The 18,876-nt window shown below is 69.7% G+C and carries 12 protein-coding genes; 6 read left to right on the top strand and 6 right to left on the bottom strand.

The window, feature by feature from the left end; translation table 11 throughout:
- Positions 1-34 precede the first annotated feature (34 nt).
- The 3 genes from OG764_RS01430 to OG764_RS01420 all read right to left on the bottom strand — a co-directional run bounded on the left by OG764_RS01430 (position 35) and on the right by OG764_RS01420 (position 3,470).
- Positions 35-928, bottom strand: a complete 894-nt coding sequence (locus OG764_RS01430; protein ID WP_328966507.1) for a carbohydrate ABC transporter permease — start codon at positions 926-928, stop codon at positions 35-37.
- Positions 929-932: 4 nt separating this feature from the next.
- On the bottom strand, positions 933-1,985 hold the full coding sequence (locus tag OG764_RS01425) for a carbohydrate ABC transporter permease (RefSeq protein WP_328966506.1): 1,053 nt from the start codon (positions 1,983-1,985) through the stop codon (positions 933-935).
- Between the two features lie 123 nt (positions 1,986-2,108).
- Positions 2,109-3,470, bottom strand: a complete 1,362-nt coding sequence (locus tag OG764_RS01420) for an ABC transporter substrate-binding protein (protein ID WP_328966505.1) — start codon at positions 3,468-3,470, stop codon at positions 2,109-2,111.
- A gap of 413 nt (positions 3,471-3,883) precedes the next feature.
- Here OG764_RS01420 and OG764_RS01415 point away from each other — a divergent pair, with 413 nt between their 5' ends.
- Positions 3,884-4,924, top strand: a complete 1,041-nt coding sequence (locus OG764_RS01415) for a LacI family DNA-binding transcriptional regulator (protein ID WP_328966504.1) — start codon at positions 3,884-3,886, stop codon at positions 4,922-4,924.
- 119 nt (positions 4,925-5,043) lie between these two features.
- Here OG764_RS01415 and OG764_RS01410 read toward each other — a convergent pair whose 3' ends face one another.
- Positions 5,044-6,780, bottom strand: coding sequence for a glycoside hydrolase family 6 protein (locus tag OG764_RS01410; protein ID WP_328966503.1), 1,737 nt, complete (start codon positions 6,778-6,780; stop codon positions 5,044-5,046).
- Between the two features lie 570 nt (positions 6,781-7,350).
- Between OG764_RS01410 and OG764_RS01405 the strand changes: the two genes are divergently transcribed.
- Positions 7,351-10,275 carry a glycoside hydrolase family 48 protein gene (locus OG764_RS01405; RefSeq protein ID WP_328966502.1) on the top strand — a complete coding sequence of 975 codons (2,925 nt, stop codon included), beginning with the start codon at positions 7,351-7,353 and terminating at the stop codon, positions 10,273-10,275.
- Between the two features lie 109 nt (positions 10,276-10,384).
- Here OG764_RS01405 and araA read toward each other — a convergent pair whose 3' ends face one another.
- Together araA and araB are read right to left on the bottom strand one after the other, a co-directional pair.
- Entirely contained in the window at positions 10,385-11,896 is a 1,512-nt protein-coding gene (gene araA, locus OG764_RS01400; RefSeq protein WP_328966501.1) for an L-arabinose isomerase, read from the bottom strand.
- Positions 11,897-11,978: 82 nt separating this feature from the next.
- A complete protein-coding gene (araB, locus tag OG764_RS01395) occupies positions 11,979-13,673 on the bottom strand; it encodes a ribulokinase (protein ID WP_328966500.1) in 1,695 nt (564 codons plus the stop codon).
- Between the two features lie 368 nt (positions 13,674-14,041).
- On the opposite strand from araB, the gene OG764_RS01390 reads away from it, so the two are divergent.
- The 4 genes from OG764_RS01390 (at position 14,042) to yjfF (ending at position 18,817) form a co-directional block, all read left to right on the top strand.
- Positions 14,042-15,040, top strand: coding sequence for an ABC transporter substrate-binding protein (locus OG764_RS01390; RefSeq protein WP_328966499.1), 999 nt, complete (start codon positions 14,042-14,044; stop codon positions 15,038-15,040).
- A gap of 95 nt (positions 15,041-15,135) precedes the next feature.
- Positions 15,136-16,695: a sugar ABC transporter ATP-binding protein gene (locus OG764_RS01385; protein ID WP_328966498.1), complete on the top strand. Its 1,560-nt coding sequence runs from the start codon at positions 15,136-15,138 to the stop codon at positions 16,693-16,695.
- Positions 16,692-17,798, top strand: coding sequence for an ABC transporter permease (locus OG764_RS01380; RefSeq protein WP_328966497.1), 1,107 nt, complete (start codon positions 16,692-16,694; stop codon positions 17,796-17,798). Before OG764_RS01385 ends, OG764_RS01380 begins: the two co-directional genes overlap by 4 nt.
- On the top strand, positions 17,795-18,817 hold the full coding sequence (gene yjfF, locus OG764_RS01375) for a galactofuranose ABC transporter, permease protein YjfF (protein ID WP_328966496.1): 1,023 nt from the start codon (positions 17,795-17,797) through the stop codon (positions 18,815-18,817). The genes OG764_RS01380 and yjfF overlap by 4 nt, the downstream gene beginning before the upstream one ends.
- Positions 18,818-18,876: the final 59 nt, after the last annotated feature.

Here is an 18,876-nt window from a genome sequence, read left to right as displayed (position 1 = left end):
GACCGACGGGTCGGCCGGTCCTCGACGGACGCCGTCAGTTCTTGACGGCGCCGGCGGTGATGCCGCCCACGATGTGCTTGCCGAGGACGGCGAAGACCAGCAGCAGGGGCACCGTGGATATCAGGGCGCCGGTCAGCACGACGGCCTGATCGACCGTGTGGTTTCCCGCGCCGAGGCCGGCCAGGGCGACTTGCAGGGTCGGATTCCCGTCCGGGGTCAGCGCGATGAACGGCCAGAAGAAGTCGTTCCAGGCCTGCACGAAGACCAGCATCCCGAGGACGGCCATCGCGGGGCGGGCCACCGGGAACACCACGTGCCAGATGATGCGCAGGCTGTGCGCGCCGTCGATGCGGGCCGCCTCCACCAGCTCGGCCGGCAGCGCCTCGATCAGGAACTGCCGCATGAAGAACACGCCGAAGGCCGCGACCAGCGAGGGCAGGACGACCGCCTGGAGCTGGTCGACCCAGCCGAGGTCGGTGATGATCTGGTACAGCGGGATCACGCTGAGCTGCGGCGGGATCGTCATGGTGGCCACCACCAGCGCCAGCATGGCGCCCCGACCCTTGAAGGGCAGCCTGGCGAAGGCGAAGCCGGCCAGGGTGGAGAACAGGACGGTGGACAGGGTCACGAGGCCGGCCACGATCGTGGTGTTGACCAGTGCCTCGCCCATGTCGACCTGGTTCCAGGCGAAGGAGAGGTTGTCGAACAGCCGGGGGCCGGGCAGCAGCGGCGCCGGGGCCTCGACCACGCGCTCGCCCGAATGGGAGGCGGCGACGAGGTTCCAGTACAGCGGGAACAGGGACATGAGGGCGGCCAGGCCGAGCAGGACGTAGGTCAGCGGTCCGGCGTGGTGCTGGCGGCCGGCCGACGGGCGAAGGCGCCCGGTGCGCGGCGCCGTGGAGGTGGTCGTGTCGAGTGTGCGGGTCACGGGTTCAGCTCCCCGCCTTCGTGCGGATGCGGCCGGCGCGGTTGCGGTTGCGGTTGCGGTTCGAGCGGGAGACGAGGGTCTGGAGGCCGCCGATGAGCAGGAGGAGCAGGAGCATGACCCAGGCGATGGCGGATGCCTGGCCCAGCGCGCCGGTCACCCACCCCTTCTCGTACATGAGCAGGCTCAGGGTCTGGAACTGGTTGCCGCTCCCGCCGCTGATGCCGACGCTGCCGCCGAACAGCATGGGCTCGCCGAAGAGTTGGCTGGCTCCGATGGTGGAGACGATGATCGTGAAGAGGATCGTCGGCCGGATGGAGGGGATGGTGACGCTGAGGAACTGGCGCCAGCGGGTGGCTCCGTCCAACGCGGCCGCCTCGTAGAGGTCCTGGGGTACGGCCTGCATGGCCGCGAGGTAGATCAGTGCGTTGTAGCCCGTCCACCGCCAGGTCACGATCGTCGAAATCGCGATCTGGGCGGGCCACTTGGAGGACTCCCAGGCGATCGGGTCGAAGCCCGCCCAGCCCAGGACCGTGTTGATCAGACCGTAGTCGGTGTTGAAGAGCTGGGCGAAGACGAGCGTGGCCGCGGCGATCGAGGTGGCGTACGGGGCGAGGATCGCCACGCGGAAGAAACCGCGCCCGCGGAGTTTGTAGTTGAGCAGATGCGCCAGGCCGAGGGCCATCAGCAGCTGGGGGACGGTCGAGATCACACCGATGGTGAAGGTGTTGGCGAGCGCGTTCCAGAAGAACTCGCTGGTCGCCAGTGAGCTGTAGTTCTCCGTTCCCTTCCACTGCGCGCTGCCGCCGAGTTCGACCCGGTGCAGGGAGAGCCAGCCCGTGTAGATCAGGGGGAAGAGGCCGAAGGCGGCGAAGGTGAGGAAGAAGGGGGCGATGAAGACGTACGGGACCGCCTTCAGGTCGAGGCGGTAGAGCGTGCTGCGCCAGCCGCTCCGGCCGGAGGGCCGCGGCCCGGGGGAGTCGGGGCCGGCGCCGGAGCCCGGGGCTTGTGCGGCGGGGGGCGCGGAGCCGCCACCCGTCGCCCGTACGGAGGTGGCCACGGGGGCTTCCTTCCAGGTCGATGCGTGCAGTGATGCGGTGACGCGATGGTGCGGACGGTCGGACGGCCCGCCGTCACCCGCGGGGGAGGCAGCGGGTGGCGGCGGGCCGTCACACTGCCCCCGTTACTGGTCGATCTTGTCGTCGACCAGCTTCTTGACGTTCTCCCAGGCCTTCGCCGGGTCGGTGCCGCGCTGCTCGATGTCGAGGATGCCGTTGTCGGTGAGGAAGGTCTTCACCTGGCCGTCCCAGCGGCTGATCGGGGCGGGCGTGATGCCGGCCGCGGCCTGCGAGTAGATCTTGCCGACCGGGGTGTCACCGAAGTACGGCAGCTTGGCGTCCTGAACCGCCGGCGAGGCGAGGGTGTCCTTGGAGGAGGGGATGTTGCCGTTCACACCGAAGACCTTGGCGTGCTGCGCCGGTGCGGTGAGCCAGGCGGCGAGTTCGGCCGCCTCCTTGGCGTGCTTGCCCGACTTCGGGACGGCGAGGAAGGAGCCGCCCCAGTTGCCGGCCACGGGCGGCGCGGCGATGTCCCACTTGCCCTGGTTCTCCGGGCCCGCCTGGTCCTTGATGATGCCCGTCATCCAGCTGGGGCAGGCGACGGTGGCGAACTTCGAGTTCTTGAAGGCCGCGTTCCAGGTGCCCTTCTCATCGAACTGGCGCAGCTTCGCCGTCAGTTCGCCCTTCGTGGCCGCCACGGCGGTGTCCCACGCCTTCTTCACGCCCGGACTGTTCTGGTAGTCCAGCTCGCCCTTGGCGTTCGCGTACTGCATCGGCTCGCTGGAGATCACGGCGTTGAAGAGACCGCTCGCGGAGTCGTGGAAGGCGGTCCCGGCGGGGGCGTTCTTCTTGTACGTCTCGCCGGTGGCGATGAACTTCGCCCAGTCGCCGGCCCACAGCTTGGCGACCTCGGTGCGATCGGTCGGCAGCTTGGCCGCGGCGAAGAGGTCCTTGTTGTAGCAGATGGCCATCGGGCCGATGTCGGTGCCGAGGCCGATGACCTTGCCGTCGCCCGTGGTGGCCTGCTTGACCTTCCAGTCGAGGAACGCGCCGACGTCCGCGCCGCCCGTCGTGCCGAGGTCGGCCCACTTGCCGGCCATGGCGGGCCCGGTGGCCTCCGCGATGTAGCCCACCTCCAGGGCTTGGATGTCCGAGAGGCCGCTGTTGCGGGAAAGCCGCAGCTTGAGCGTGTCCCAGTACTTCTGCCCGTCCGCGACGTTCGACTCTACGATCTTGATGTTCGGGTGGGTCTTCGTGTATTCGGCGTAGAGCTTGGCCCCGGTCGCGTCGTCGTAGCCGAAGGAACCGAAGGTACCGATCCGCAGCGTGATCTGCCCGCCGGCCGCGTCGTCGCCCTTGCCGTTGTCGTCGCCGCCGCAGCCGGTGAGCAGGGCCGTCCCGGTCGCTATGACGGCGACCGCGGCGACCGCTTTGCTCACGGTGCGGTGCCCGCGTCCGCGCCCCTGTCTGCTGCTGGAAGTACGCATGCCACTCTCCTCGTCCGAGGTGCTGCTCGTTGTGCGCCGTGGGGTCCGGCCGGCTGTTCGCGGCTCGGCCAAAGGGCCGCCCGGACCTGATGTGAAGCCGTTGTCGCACCCATGGGTGGGAGCGCTCCCACTTCGTTGCCGGAAGGTTGCTGCCTGGTGGGTGCGGGTGTCAAGAGATGAACGCAAATCCAGGGCAGGGGAGTTCGGCACGCGCGGCTGCGTTCTCTAGCTCGTTCGTGGTGAATGCGCCCATGGTGCCGGGAGGGGATCGAGAGTAATGTGGGAGCGCTCCCACTTCAGAGGGGCGCGTAGCGTGTTCCCCGGCTCCGGACGGGTGCACCGGCTTGCCTGACCAGCCGACCGGGCCTGCGCCCGGCGCAGAGTGCGTGGGCGCACGAGGGGAGTTCAAGAGCGTGAGCGGACGGCAGAACGGCAGGCCCACCCTGGAAGAGGTCGCGGCCCTGGCCGGCGTCGGCCGGGGTACGGTCTCCAGGGCCATCAACGGCTCGCCGCGGGTGAGCGAGCGGGCCAAGGTCGCCATAGCCCGGGCCGTCGCAGAGCTGGGGTACGTACCCAACCAGGCGGCCAGAGCCCTGGCCGGCAGCCGGACCGACGCGGTGGCCCTGGTCATTCCGGAGACCGAGGCCAGGCTGTTCTCGGAGCCCTACTTCCTCGACCTGATCCGCGGCGTGAGCGCCGAGCTGGCCGAAGCGGACAAGCAGTTGTTGCTCACGCTGGTCCGTACGGAGGCGGAGCGGCAGCGGTTCGAGCACTATCTGGCCGCGCGGCGGGTCGACGGTGTGCTGCTGGCATCGGTGCATGGTGATGACCCACTGCCCGACCGGATCGCGAGGCTGGGGGTGCCGCTCGTCATGAACGGGCGGCGTTCGGAGGCCGAGCCGGTGGCCTATGTGGACTCCGACAACATCGGTGCGGGACGGGCGGCCGTCGCCCACCTGGTGGGGCGGGGCCGGAGCAGGATCGCGACGATCAGTGGGTCGCCGGACATGTACGTGGCCCGGGCGCGTCTGGGCGGCTACCGTGCGGGACTCGCCGAGGCCGGGATCGTGCCCGATGAGTCGCTGGTTGCGGCCGGGGACTTCACCGAGGCGGGCGGCGGGCTGGCGATGCGTGAGCTCCTGGCGCGTGATCCCGGGCTGGATGCCGTCTTCGCCGCGTCGGATGTGATGGCGGCCGGTGCGCGCGGGGTGCTGCGTGAGGCGGGGCGGCGGGTCCCCGAGGACGTGGCGCTGGTCGGCGTGGACGATTCGGCGGTGGCCCGTCTGATGGATCCGCCGTTGACGAGCGTGCGCCAGCCGATCGAGGAGATGGCGCGCACGATGACCCGGCTGTTGCTCCAGAAGATCGGGGAGAGGACCGGGGCCGGTCCCGTGGCGGGGGAGGAGCCACGACGGATCCTTCCGACGGAGCTGATCGTGAGGGATTCCTCCTGAGTCCCGAGTGCTGTTTTTTGGAGTGCTGCTGAAGACTGAGGCACCTGGGTGGGGTACGGCCCGGAGCCGTACGGAACCAGACGGTTCCCTACGGCTCCGGGTCCTTCACCGGCGGTGCGTCACAGTGCCGGGTGGGCGTTCTTGAGGAGCTCCTGGAACTGGGCGGAGAACCACTGTCCGGCGAGCGGCGCGTTCGGGAGGGATCCCGACATGCTGTTCCCGTTGCGTACGTTGCCGGTGTAGGTCGGGTCGCACATCCGGTCGAAGCCCTTGCCCTCGTTGTTCGGGATCTCCTTGCTCGCGCCGTCCGACTCGCCCGGCGGCTTGATCCACACGTACGCGTCGATGCCGGCGGCCGGGGCCGCCTGCGGCCGCTCGCCGAGCCCGGCGCCCGACTGGTTGCACCAGTTGCCGAGGTGGATGCGCCGGTCGTAGCGCCCGCCGTTGACGTAGGTGTCGACGCTCGTCGACGCGCCGGGTCCGGTGGGCCTGGCGGTGCCGCCCCAGCCGTTGCGGGAGGTGTCGATGAGCATGCCGAGGTTGGCGTCGAAGCCCAGGGAGACCAGTTTCGCCCGCATGGCCTGGGCGTACGACAGCTCGTCCGTGTAGCGGTTCCAGTCGACCCACTTCGACTGGCGCACGGAGGTCCCGTTGACCGAGTCGTCGATCTTGAAGTGGTCTTCCTTGAGAGCGCTGTAGTTGGCCGTGTTCACGATGAAGCCGTGCACGTTGGAGAGCGTGGAGCCCTCGGCGGTCGCGGCCTGCTTGAACATCTCGGCGGAGGCGCCGAAGTTGTCGTCCCAGCCGAGCCAGCCGTGGTGGCCGGCGTCCACGTAGTTGTAGACGTTGGCGATCGAGCCCAGCTTGTTCAGCGCGTAGCCGACGCCCTTGATGTAGTTGCCGTTGGCCTTCATCACGTCGCAGTTGGCGGTGGCGGTGGGGCGGCCGGAGACGTTGGTGACGAGGTTGGGCAGGGAGTCGATCTCGACGGTAGTGACGATCCGGAGCGCCGCGTACTTGGGGTCGGCGAGGATGGCGGCGATGGGGTCGATGTACTGCGTCTTGTACCTGTCGATCTCGGTGGGGCCCAGTTCGCCGTTGGAGGCGAGCGCGGAGCAGTCCCGGCCGGGCAGGTTGTAGATCACCAGCTGGACGACGAGTTCGCCGCTGCCCTTCTGTGTCAGGGCCGCGTTGAGGTGGTCGCGCAGACCCATCGTGCCGCTCGTGCCCGTGACGAGGGCGATGCGGTCAAGCCAGACGGCGGTGGGCTGGTTGGACACCCTGGTGCCGCCCGGCTCGGCGGCGGCCCTCGCGGACCACTCGGGGTTCACGTACACCTTGGCGCCGGCGTACGGGTTGTCGACCTTGCCGCCGGAGGGCGGAGGAGTGGTCGGCGGCGTCGTGGGCGGGGTCGTCGGGGGTGTGGTCGGGTCGGTGGCGCCGTTGCAGGTGACGCCGTTCAGCTTGAACGTCGCGGGCACGGTGTTCGTGCCGGTGTGCGAACCGTTGAAGCCGAAGGACGTCGAACCGCCCGTGGCCAGCGACCCGTTGTAGGACATGCTCTGCGCGGTGACCGCGGCCCCGGACTGGGTGATGGTGGCGTTCCAGCCCTGGGTGACCTTCTGGCCGTCCGCGTAGGACCACTCGACGGTCCAGGAGGCCACCGGGTCACCGGTGTTGGTGACGACCACATTGGCGCCGAACCCGTTGTTCCACTGGTTCGAGATCTGGTACTCGACCTTGCAGCCGGCGGCGGTCGCGCCGGACGTGGTGCCGAACGCCGTGGCGGTGGCGCCGGCGGCCGTGACGAGACTGAGGGCCGCCAGTAAGGCGGTGCGGGGGACGGTACGGCTCATTTCGTGGGTGCCTTTCAGTCCAGGCTGCGCAGGGGGTCGCGCAGCCGATGCCGATGCGGGCAGTGCTGCTGTGCGGAGGTGTGCCGTCGTAGGGAGCGGGTGGCCTGTCCGTAGGTGTGTGCTCGCCGATCTCGCCCGCGACCTGGGGACCCGGGGCCGGGACCGAAGGTGAGGTGGGGGTGGGGGAATTCGTGAGCCCCTGGCCCGGGTCGTCGTGGACGATCCCGGGGACCGGCAGGTGCCGCCGTCGCGCTAGGCCAGCCCTGCTCCGCCGAGCAGCGCTGACAGGCGCGGGGTGTCAAGGAGCGAGTCCTTGCAGCAGGGGTGCGCACCCTGACGGTGCGTCGAGCGATGGGAACGCTCCCACTGGTTGGGGCCAGACCGTAGCGGCAACTGATGCCAAGCAAAAGGGGGCTTGAGTAAATTCCTCGCCGAAATGCTTTCGACTCTTCACGTGTCTTGACGCCGCCGGACCCCGTCTGCACAGTGGGAGCGCTCCCACTGGTTCAGAGCTTGTGCACGATCGTTTCGCCCATCCCGTCTCCCCGAGCCGCGAGGAGAACCATCGGCATGTCGGCACATCCCCCACCCAGACTGCACAAACGACGCAGGCTGCTGATCGCGTCGGCCACGGCCTTCTCCCTCTGCCTTCCCCTGGGCCTCACGGTCGTCGGCGCCGGCAGCGCCGCGGCCGCGGCGGTGCAGTGCAGCGTCGACTACAAGGCCAACGACTGGGGCTCGGGCTTCACCGCCGAGCTCACCCTCACCAACCGGTCCGCGGCCGCACTCGAGGGCTGGACCCTCACCTACGACTACTCCGGCAACCAGCAGCTGACCAACGGCTGGAACGGCACCTGGACCCAGTCCGGCAAGAGCGTCCGCGTGACGGCCCCGGACTGGAACAGGACCGTCGCTGCCGGCGCGGCCGTCACAGCCGGCGCCCAGTTCGCCTACAGCGGGACAAACGCTGCACCCACTTCCTTCGCCGTCAACGGCACCCCGTGCACCGGAGCCCACCAGCCCCCGGTCACCGTCCTGACCAGCCCCACCGCGGGCGCCGTCTACACGGCGGGAACTCCCGTCCCGCTCGCCGCCACCGCCGCCGCGGCCGACGGCGCCACCATCGGCAAGGTCGAGTTCTACAGCGACACCACCCTCCTGGGCACGGACACCTCCGCGCCCTTCACGTTCTCGGCCGCCGGCTTGGCCGCCGGCTCCCACTCCCTCTACGCCAAGGCCTACGACAGCCTCGGAGCCTCCGCCGAGTCGGCCCCCGTCGGCATCACCGTCGCCGCCGGGCCCGCGCTCGTCGCCACCCCCGCGCAGTTCTCCGTACGTCGCGGGGAGACGGGCACCTTCGACCTCAAGCTGTCCAAGCAGCCGGCCGCGAACGTCACGGTGGGCATCGCCCGCACCTCGGGCAACACCGACCTCGCCGCGACGCCCGCCGCCCTCACCTTCACCCCGGCGAACTGGAACGCCGCCCAGAAGGTGACGGTCACCGCCGGGACGACCGGCTCCGGCTCCGCCGTCTTCACCGCCACCGCACCCGGCCACGCCAAGGCCGAGGTGACGGTCGCCGAGCTGGCCGCCGACTCCACGTACGACGCACGCTTCCTCGACCTGCACGGGAAGATCACCAACCCGGCCAACGGGTACTTCTCGCCCGAGGGCATCCCCTACCACTCCGTCGAGACCCTGATCGTGGAGGCCCCGGACCACGGGCACGAGACGACCTCGGAGGCGTACAGCTACCTGATCTGGCTGCAGGCGATGTACGGGAAGATCACCGGGGACTGGACGAAGTTCAACGGCGCGTGGGAGACCATGGAGAAGTTCATGATCCCCACGCATGCCGACCAGCCGACGACCGGCTCGTACAACGCCTCCAAGCCCGCCACCTACGCCCCCGAGCACGACCTTCCCTCGCAGTACCCGGCCCGGCTCGACGGGGGAGTGGCCGCCGGTGCGGACCCGATCGCCGGTGAGCTGAAGAGCGCGTACGGCACGGACGACATCTACGGCATGCACTGGCTCCAGGACGTCGACAACGTCTACGGCTACGGCAACGAGCCCGGCAAGTGCTCCGCCGGACCGACCGCGACCGGACCCTCGTACATCAACACCTTCCAGCGCGGACCCCAGGAATCGGTCTGGGAGACCGTGCCGCACCCCACCTGCGACAACTTCACCTTCGGCGGGAAGAACGGCTACCTCGACCTCTTCACCGGCGACTCCTCCTACGCCAGGCAGTGGAAGTTCACCAACGCCCCGGACGCCGACGCGCGCGCCGTGCAGGCCGCCTACTGGGCCGACATCTGGGCCAAGGAACAGGGCAAGGGAACCCAGGTCACCGCGACCGTCGCCAAGGCGGCCAAGATGGGCGACTACCTGCGGTACGCCATGTTCGACAAGTACTTCAAGAAGTCCGGGAACTGCGTCGGACCGACCGCCTGCCCCGCCGGCACCGGCAAGGACAGCGCGCACTACCTGATGTCCTGGTACTACGCCTGGGGCGGCGCCACCGACACCTCGGCCGGCTGGTCCTGGCGGATCGGCTCCAGCCACGCCCACGGCGGATACCAGAACCCGCTCGCCGCCTACGCGCTCAGCGAGTACGCCCCGCTGAAGCCCAAGTCGCCGACCGGCGCGGCGGACTGGGCGACCAGCCTCGACCGGCAGTTGGAGTTCTACCGCTGGCTCCAATCCGACGAGGGCGCCATCGCGGGCGGCGCCACCAACAGCTGGCAGGGGCGGTACGCGCAGCCTCCGGCCGGGACCCCCACCTTCCACGGCCTCTTCTACGACGAGAAGCCGGTCTACCACGACCCCGCGTCCAACCAGTGGTTCGGCTTCCAGGCCTGGTCCATGGAGCGGGTGGCCGAGTACTACCGGCAGACCGGCGACGCAGGCGCCAAGACGGTGCTCGACAAGTGGGTCGGCTGGGCCCTGTCGAAGACCACGATCAACCCCGACGGCACGTACCGGATCCCCTCCACCCTCCAGTGGTCGGGCGCTCCGGACACCTGGAACGCGTCCGCGCCCGGCGCCAACGCGGGCCTGCACGTCACCGTCGCCGACTACACCGACGACGTCGGCGTGGCCGCCGCCTACGCCAAGACCCTGACGTACTACGCCGCGAAGTCCGGCGACGCCGAGGCCAAGAGGGTCGCGAAGGCCCTGCTCGACGGCATGTGGGCCCACCACCAGGACCCGCTGGGGGTCTCGGTACCGGAGACCCGGACCGACTACAGCCGCTTCGGCAACCCGGTATACGTACCCGGCACGTGGACCGGCACGATGCCGAACGGCGACAAGGTGAACTCCTCGTCCACCTTCGCCTCGATCCGCACCTTCTACCGGAACGACCCGGCCTGGCCGAAGATCGAGGCCTACCTCGCCGGCGGCGCCGCACCCGTCTTCACGTACCACCGGTTCTGGGCCCAGGCGGACATCGCCCTGGCCATGGGCTCATACGCGGAGCTGCTCGAATAGCACCCCGCCCCGCCTGGGGACGGCGACGCGTACGAGGAGGCCGGGCAGCCCGTGAGGGCCTGCCCGGCCTCTACGCGCCCATCCGTCACACGCTCTCCCGGAGCAGCAGTCAGAGTCCCTGCGCCAGCCGGTGGTACGCCTGGTTCCAGCGGAGGTCGCGCCGGAACTGCTTCGGAGTGGTGGTCTCCTCGATGAGGGCGAGTTCCAGGCGGAGCATCTCCGCCAGATCGTCGAGGTGGTCGGAGGTGAGGGCGGTACTGAGGACGGTGTGGTGCGGTCCTCCGGCCGTCAGCCAGGATTCGGTGGAGGTCCGCAGGTCGGGGTGGGGCCGCCAGACGGCGCGGGCAACCGGCAGGGCGGGCAGCGGGTGGGGCGGTGCCACCACGTCGATGTCGTTGGCGATCAGACGGAAGCGGTCGCCGAGGTCCGCGATGCCGACGACCACGGCCGCGCCGGGCGCGGCGTCGAAGACCAGGCGGACCGGGTCCTCGCGCCCGCCGATGCCGAGGGGGTGGATCTCGCAGCTGGGCCTGGCGGTCGCGAGGGTGGGACAGACTTCCAGCATGTGCGCGCCGAGGATGAGCTCGTTGCCGGGTGTCATGTCGTAGGTGTAGTCCTCCATGAAGGAGGTGCCGCCCGGGAGACCGGTCGCGGCCACCTTGAGGGCGCGCAACAGCACGGAGGTCTTCCAGTCGCCCTCTCCTCCGAAGCCGTACCCCTGGGCCATGAGCCGCTGGACGGCGAGGCCCGGCAGCTGGCGCAGCCCGCCCAGGTCCTCGAAGTTGGTGGTGAACGCCCCGAAGCCGCCCGTCTCGAGGAAGGTGCGCAGGCCGGCTTCGATGCGGGCCGCGTAGTGCAGCGAGTCGTGGCGTTCGCCTCCCGGTCGCAGTTCCGGCGCCAGGTGGTACAGGTCCGCGTACTCCTCGACGAGGGAAGCCACCTCGCTCTCGTCCGCGCCGTCGACGACCTCCACCAGGTCGTTGACGCCGTAGGTGTTGACGGAGACGCCGAAGCGCAGCTGGGCCTCGACCTTGTCGCCTTCGGTGACGGCCACGTCGCGCATGTTGTCGCCGAAGCGGGCGACCTTGAGGGTGGCCAGTTCGGATCGCGCGGCGGCCGCCCGCGCCCAGATCGCGACGCGTGCGGTCGTGACCGGATCGGTGACGTGGCCGGCCACGGTCTTGCGGGGCACGCCGAGGCGGGCCTGGATGTGCCCGAACTCGCGGTCTCCGTGGGCGGCTTGGTTGAGGTTCATGAAGTCCATGTCGATGGTGTCCCAGGGCAGGGACAGGTTCGACTGGGTGTGGAGATGGAGCAACGGCTTGCGCAGCGCGTCCAGTCCGGCGATCCACATCTTGGCCGGCGAGAAGGTGTGCATCCAGGCGATGAGCCCGATGCACGCGTCGTCGGCGTTGGCATCGAGGCACATCCGGCGGATGGCGTCGGCGTCGGTCAGTACCGGCTTCCACACGACACGTGCGGGGATGCCGGAGACGTCGGCCAGGGCGGTGGCGATCTGCCGCGACTGTTCGGCGACCTGCTTCAGCGTCTCCTCCCCGTACAGCCCTTGGCTGCCCGTGAGGAACCAGATTTCCTGGGCGGGAGATGTTCGGCTGGGCACATGGACTCCTGAAGGTGACGTCCCCGCAAGGGCGTTGGGGGCGGCGGGCGGGTGGGGTAGCTGGATTGGACGGCGGGGCGCGTCAGTCGGCGGTGTGGGTCATGTCGCGGATGCTCCTCAGGCGGTGCAGCAGGCCGTCGGCGGCGAAGTGGTCGTGCAGGAGCCGGTATTCGGCGAAGAGGGCGTCGTAGGCGTCGGCCCGCGAGGCGTCGGGCCGGTAGACGGAGGGCAGTCGGCGGCCCATGGCGGCGGTGGCCGTTCGTACGTCGCGGTGTGCGCCGGCGGCTACGGCGGCGTGGATGGCGGACCCGAGGGCGGGGCCCTGGTCGGACGCGGCGAGGGAGACGGGACGGCGCAGCACGTCGGAGTAGATCTGCATCAGCAGTTCGTTCTTGGCCAGTCCGCCGGCGACGATGAACTCGTGCACCGGTACGCCGCCGGTCTCGAGGGCCTCCACGATGACGCGGGTGCCGAACGCGGTGGCTTCGAGCAGCGCGCGGTAGACGTCCTCGGGGCGGGTCGCGAGGGTCAGACCCACGATGACTCCGGAGAGGTGGTGGTCGACGAGCACCGAACGGTTGCCGTTCAGCCAGTCGAGGGCGACCAGTCCGTGGCCGCCGACCGGCTGCGCGGCGGCTTTCCGGGTCAGCAGCGCGTGCAGGTCCTCGCCGCGCTCGGCGGCCTCGGCGAGGTAGTCCGGCGGGACGCCTTGGTCCAGCACCCAGGCGAAGATGTCGCCGACGGCGCTCTGGCCGGCCTCGTAGCCGTAGGCGCCCTCGACGATCCCGCCGCCGACGACACCGCAGATGCCGGGGACATCGGCGAGGACGGGAGCGTTCACGACGTGGCAGGTGGAGGTGCCCATGATGGCGAGCAGCTGACCGTTTCCGACGGCCCGGGCCGCCGCCGCGGTGACATGGGCGTCGACGTTGCCCGCGGCCACGGCGATGCCGGCGCGCAGCCCTGTCCAAGCCGCTGCCCGGGTACTGAGCGAGCCCACGCGTGAGCCCAGTGCGGAGAGGGGGAATTCGAGGCGGGTGCGTGCGAAGTCGGCGAACCCGGGGTTCAGCGCGGCCAGGTACTCCTCGCTCGGGTACGCGCCGTCCTGGTGGATGCCCTTGTATCCGGCGGTGCAGGCGTTGCGGGACTCGGTTCCGGTGAGCTGCCACACGATCCAGTCGGCTGCCTCGATCCACCGCGCGCAGGTGCGGTAGACGAGCGGATCCTCCTCCAGGACCTGGAGGGCCTTCGCGAACTGCCACTCCGCGGAGATCCGGCCGCCGTAGCGGGCGATCCACTTCTCCCCGCGGGCGTGGGCGAGTTCGTTGATGCGGTCGGCGTGCGACTGGGCCGCGTGGTGCTTCCACAGCTTGGGCCATGCGTGCGGCCGTCCGGCGAGCTCGGTCTCGGCGAGGGGAGTCCCGTCGGCCAGCGTGGGCAGGACGGTGCAGGCGGTGAAGTCGGTGGCGATGCCGATCACCGCGGCGGGATCGATCCCGGCCGCCTCCACGGCCTCCGGGACGGCGTGACGCAGTACGTCCCGCCAGTCCTGGGGGTGTTGCAGGGCCCAGTCAGGAGGCAGTTGCGCACCGCCGTGCGGCAGGTGCCGGTCGATGACGCCGTGACGGTAGGCGTGGACCGCCGCGGCCAGCTCCTGACCGTCGCGGACCCGCACCACCACGGCGCGGCCCGACAGCGTGCCGAAGTCGACGCCGACCGTGTACTGCTCCGATTCCTCGGAGGGCGGGGTGGGCGCGAGGGGGTGGGGTGACGTCAACAGAGTGCCTTTCGAGGGAGCCGTGGGGTCGGGGGCAGGCGGCGCGGCCGGCGGCCGGAGATGCCGTCCCGCGATCCTGGCGGTCGGCCGAGGGCCCGACGCCATGCAGTGTGAGCGCTAACAATGTCGATAGGCAAGAGGTCGGCGTGAATCCCGGCCCTTTCGCCGGCCCGGGCACGGTAACGGAGAGGTAACGCGCGCAAGGGGGTTGAGAACCAAGCTTGTTAGCGCTCACAATGCGACGGCGCCCGCTTCTCGAAGGCATCCCTCTCCAGCCGACCCCGGCCCCGCCCCTGCCCCTGACCCCGGGCACAGCCCTGCCCCGGCCGGGCGGAGCCTCCTCCGTACCCCCTGAAAGGACACCCGTCATGACGCGCAGAGCAGCTCTCGTCCTCACCGTCGCCCTTCTCGCCTCCTCGGCGTTGACCGCCTGCTCGACCGAGGGCCCCGACTCCGGGGTCTCCGCCGGAGCCAAGTCGGGCTCCGGCGGCTCGATCACCATGGGCTTCGCCCAGGTCGGCGCCGAGAGCGGTTGGCGTACCGCCAACACCAAGTCCGTCCAGGAGGCGGCGAAGAAGGCCGGGATCGACCTCAAGTTCTCCGACGCGCAGCAGAAGCAGGAGAACCAGATCAAGGCGATCCGTACCTTCATCCAGCAGAAGGTCGACGTGATCGCCTTCTCGCCGGTCGTGGAGTCCGGCTGGGACACGGTGCTGAAGGAGGCCAAGGACGCGGGCATCCCGGTCATCCTCACCGACCGCGCCGTGGCCACCGAGGACACCTCCCTCTACAAGACCTTCCTGGGCTCGGACTTCGTCAAGGAGGGAAAGTCCGCGGGCGAGTGGCTGACCGGCGCGTACGCGAAGGAGCGGGGCCCGGTCAACATCGTCGAGCTCCAGGGCACCACGGGGTCCGCACCCGCCAACGACCGCAAGGCCGGCTTCGCCGACGTCATCCGCAGCGACGGCAAGTTCAAGATCGTTGCCTCGCAGTCGGGCGACTTCACCCGCGCCAAGGGCAAGGAAGTCATGCAGGCGTTCCTGAAGTCCCAGAAGGACATCGACGTCCTCTACGCCCACAACGACGACATGGCCCTCGGCGCCATCCAGGCCATCGAGGAGTCCGGCAAGAAGCCCGGTACGGACATCAAGGTGATCTCGGTGGACGGAATCAAGGACGCCTTCGTCGCGATGACCGAGGGCAAGATCAACGTCGTGGTGGAGTGCAACCCCATGCTCGGTGACCAGCTGATGGAACTGGCCAAGAAGGTCGTGGCCGGGGAGAGCGTGCCGCCCCGCGTCGAGACCGAGGAGGGTGTCTTCCCACAGGACAAGGCCGCGGCCGCGCTGCCGTCCCGGAACTACTGACGCCGCCAGGTTCCGGTGCCGCAGGAGGCCCGGCTCACGTGCCTCCTCCACCATCCGGAGCCCGCTCCACCACCCCACCCATGAGAGGAGGGCGGATGGCATCACCGTCCACCCCGCCGCCCACGGGCGCCGGCGGCCCGCGGCCGGTCCTGGAAGCCCACGACATCCGCAAGCAGTTCCCGGGCGTGCTCGCCCTCGACGGAGTCGCGCTGCGGCTCTTCCCCGGTGAGGTGCACGCCCTGATGGGCGAGAACGGCGCCGGGAAGTCCACCCTGATCAAAGTGCTCACCGGTGTCCACCCCGCCGACGGCGGCACGATCGTCGTCGACGGTCGGCCGCACGCGTTCACGGATCCCCTCCAGGCACAGCAGGCCGGAATCAGCACCGTCTACCAGGAGGTGAACCTCTGCCCGAACATCTCGGTCGCCGAGAACATCCTCATCGGGCGCGAACCGCGCCGGTTCGGCCTCATCCACTGGTCCGCGATGCGGCAGCGGGCGGCCGAGCTGCTGACGGAACTGGACCTCGACCTGGACGTCACCAGCCTGCTCGACTCGCATTCCCTGGCGGTGCAGCAACTGGTCGCCATCGTCCGGGCGGTGGACGTCTCGGCGAAGGTGCTCGTGCTGGACGAACCGACCTCGAGCCTGGACCGCGAAGAGGTGGCCCAGCTCTTCACGCTGGTGCGGCGCCTACGGGACCGCGGTGCGGCCATCCTGTTCGTCACACACTTCCTCGACCAGGTATTCGATCTCTGCGACCGCGTCACCATCCTGCGCAACGGCCGGCTGGAGGGCGAGTACGCCATCGGCGAGCTCACTGCGGTGACACTGGTACAGCGCATGATCGGCGGAGAACTGGCCACCCTCGACCAGTTGTCGGGCCGTGCCCACGAGCAAGCGGCCGAACGGGTGTCCGGCGAGCCGTTCCTCCGGGCACGACAACTGACCCGCACGGGCTCGATCGAACCGTACGACCTCGACATCCACGCCGGCGAGGTCATCGGACTGGCCGGCCTCCTGGGTTCGGGCCGCACCGAAGTGGCGCGCCTCCTGTTCGGCGCGGACAGCGCGGACTCCGGAGAAGTCCGCATCGAGGGCAAGCAGGCAGTCCTGCGCACCCCCCGCCACGCCATCGCCCGGGGCATCGCCTTCTGCTCCGAGAACCGCAAGTCCGAGGGACTGGTGGGCGAGCTCACGGTCCGCGAGAACATCGTCCTCGCCCTGCAGGCCGCCCGCGGCTGGACCAGGCCGCTGGCCCGCGCGAAACAGGACGAACTGGCGCGGCACTGGATCGAAGCCCTGGACATCCGTCCCGCCGACCCCGAAGCACAGGTACGCCACCTCAGCGGAGGCAACCAGCAGAAGGTCCTTCTCGCGCGTTGGCTGCTGACCGCACCCCGGCTCCTGATCCTCGACGAACCCACCCGGGGCATCGACATCGGGGCCAAGGCGGAGATCCAGAAACTCGTGGCCCGCCTGGCCGGGGAGGGCACCGCCGTGCTGTTCATCTCGGCGGAACTCGAAGAGGTCCTGCGCCTGAGCCACCACATCGCCGTGCTCCGCGACCACCGCATGGTGGCGACCCTCAGGAACGACGACACCGTCACGCCCGAACGCATCCTCACGACCATCGCCACGGGATCGGACTCATGACCCCCCAGCCCGCCCATTCCACGTTCGAGGCGGCCGGCGCCATCGGGAGACGACTGACCGGCCACCGCCTGCTGTGGCCAACGCTCGTCCTGCTCGCCCTGCTCCTCGGCAACCTCGCGTTCCACCACGACTTCTTCGCCGTCCGCGTACGCGACGGCCACCTCTACGGCAGCCTCATCGACATCCTCCAGTTCGGCGCGCCCCTCATCCTGGTGGCGCTCGGCATGACCCTCGTCATCGCCACCCGCGGCATCGACCTCTCGGTGGGTTCCACCGTCGCCATCGCCGGCGCCCTCGCCTGTGGGCACATCTCCACCGCCGCACATCCCGGCAGCGTCGCCACGATGCTCACGGCCGTCGCCCTCGCGCTCGGCGTCGCACTCGTACTGGGCCTGGCCAACGGCTTCCTGGTGTCCGGTCTGGGGGTGCAGCCCATCGTGGCCACCTTGATCCTCATGGTCGCGGGCCGCGGCGTCGCCCAGCTGATCACCGGCGGCCAGATCGTCACGGTGACCAGCGCCCCCTACAAGATGATCGGGGGCGGCTACTGGCTGACCTTCCCGTTCGCCGTCCTCCTGGCAGCCGCCCTCGTCGCGCTCACCGCCTTCGTCACCCGTCGCAGCGCACTCGGGATGCTGATCGAGTCCGTGGGCGGCAACCCCGCCGCCAGCCGCCTGGTCGGCATCCGCGCCGGCGGTCTGCTCGCCCTGGTCTACGTCTTCAGCGCGCTGTGCGCCGCCGTCGCCGGGCTGATGATCAGCTCCAACGTCTCCAGCGCCGACGGCAACAACGCCGGCCTCTGGATCGAACTCGACGCGATCCTCGCGGTCGTCGTCGGCGGCACCGCCCTGACCGGAGGACGCTTCTCCCTCGGCGGCACCGTCCTGGGCGCCCTGATCATCCAGACCCTCTCCACCACCGTCTACACCCTCGGCGTCCCACCCGAGACGACCCTCGTCTTCAAGGCCTTCGTCGTCATCGTCGTCTGCCTCGTGCAGTCCCCGGTCTTCCGGGCCAAGGTCCTGCGCCGCCGCAGGACGATCACTCCCCGATCCCACACCACGGCGGGCGCCGCCCCGCAGCAGCAGGAGGTACGCGCATGAGCACCGGCATCGCGAGCGCCGCCGCGCACCTCACCCGCCCCTTCGCGGCCGTGTCCCCGCGCACCCGCACCCATATCCCGCTGATCGTCACGGCCGTTCTGCTGGCCGTCATGTTCAGCGTCGGATCGGTGCGCTACGAGGGCTTCCTCTCCACGCAGGTCGTACTCAACCTGCTGATCGACAACGGGTTCCTGCTGGTCGTCGCGGTCGGGGCGACCTTCGTCATCCTCACCGGCGGCATCGACCTGTCCGTCGGTTCCATGGTGGCCCTGTCGACCATGCTCACCGCCTGGCTGGTCGAGTCGCACGGCTGGCCCCTGGCCACCGTCATTCCCCTGGTCCTGCTGGTCGGCGCCGCGAGCGGGGCACTCATGGGCTGGATCATCCACACCTTCGAGATCCAGCCGTTCATCGTCACCCTGGCCGGCATGTTCCTCGCCCGCGGGCTCTGCTACACGATCAGCACCGAATCCATCACGATCACCGATCCCGCCACGACGGGAATCGCGCAGACCAGGCTGTACGGGCCGGGGGGACTGTTCGTCTCGATCCCGGTGGTCATCGCCCTGGCCGTGCTGGTGATGGCCTTCGTCGTACTGCACCACACGCGCTTCGGCCGCAACGTCTACGCGCTGGGCGGCAACGAATCCTCCGCACGCCTGATGGGTCTTCCGACGGGCTCCACCAAGATCGCCGTGTACGCCGTCAGCGGCCTGTGCTCCGCCCTCGGCGGCCTGTTGATGACCTTCTACATGCTCTCCGGCTACGCCCTCCACGCCATGGGCATGGAACTCGACGCGATCGCCGCCACCGTGATCGGCGGCACGCTGCTGACAGGAGGCTCCGGCTTCGTCCTGGGCACCGCCCTCGGCGTGCTCGTCCTCGGCATGATCCAGACGGTCGTCAACTTCCAGGGCACGCTCAGCTCCTGGTGGACCCGGATCGTCATCGGCGCCCTGCTGCTCGTGTTCATCGTGCTGCAACGTCTGATGAGCGGCCGCCGCCCCGCCGCCGACTGACACCCGGCCGCCGCGCCCCTCAGCCCCCTGCACAGCGTTCGAGTGCCGCGATTGCACCT

This window comes from Streptomyces sp. NBC_00239, from assembly GCF_036194065.1.
In the GTDB taxonomy this organism is placed as follows: Bacteria; Actinomycetota; Actinomycetes; order Streptomycetales; family Streptomycetaceae; genus Streptomyces.
This window is presented reverse-complemented; position numbering and strand designations above follow the sequence as displayed.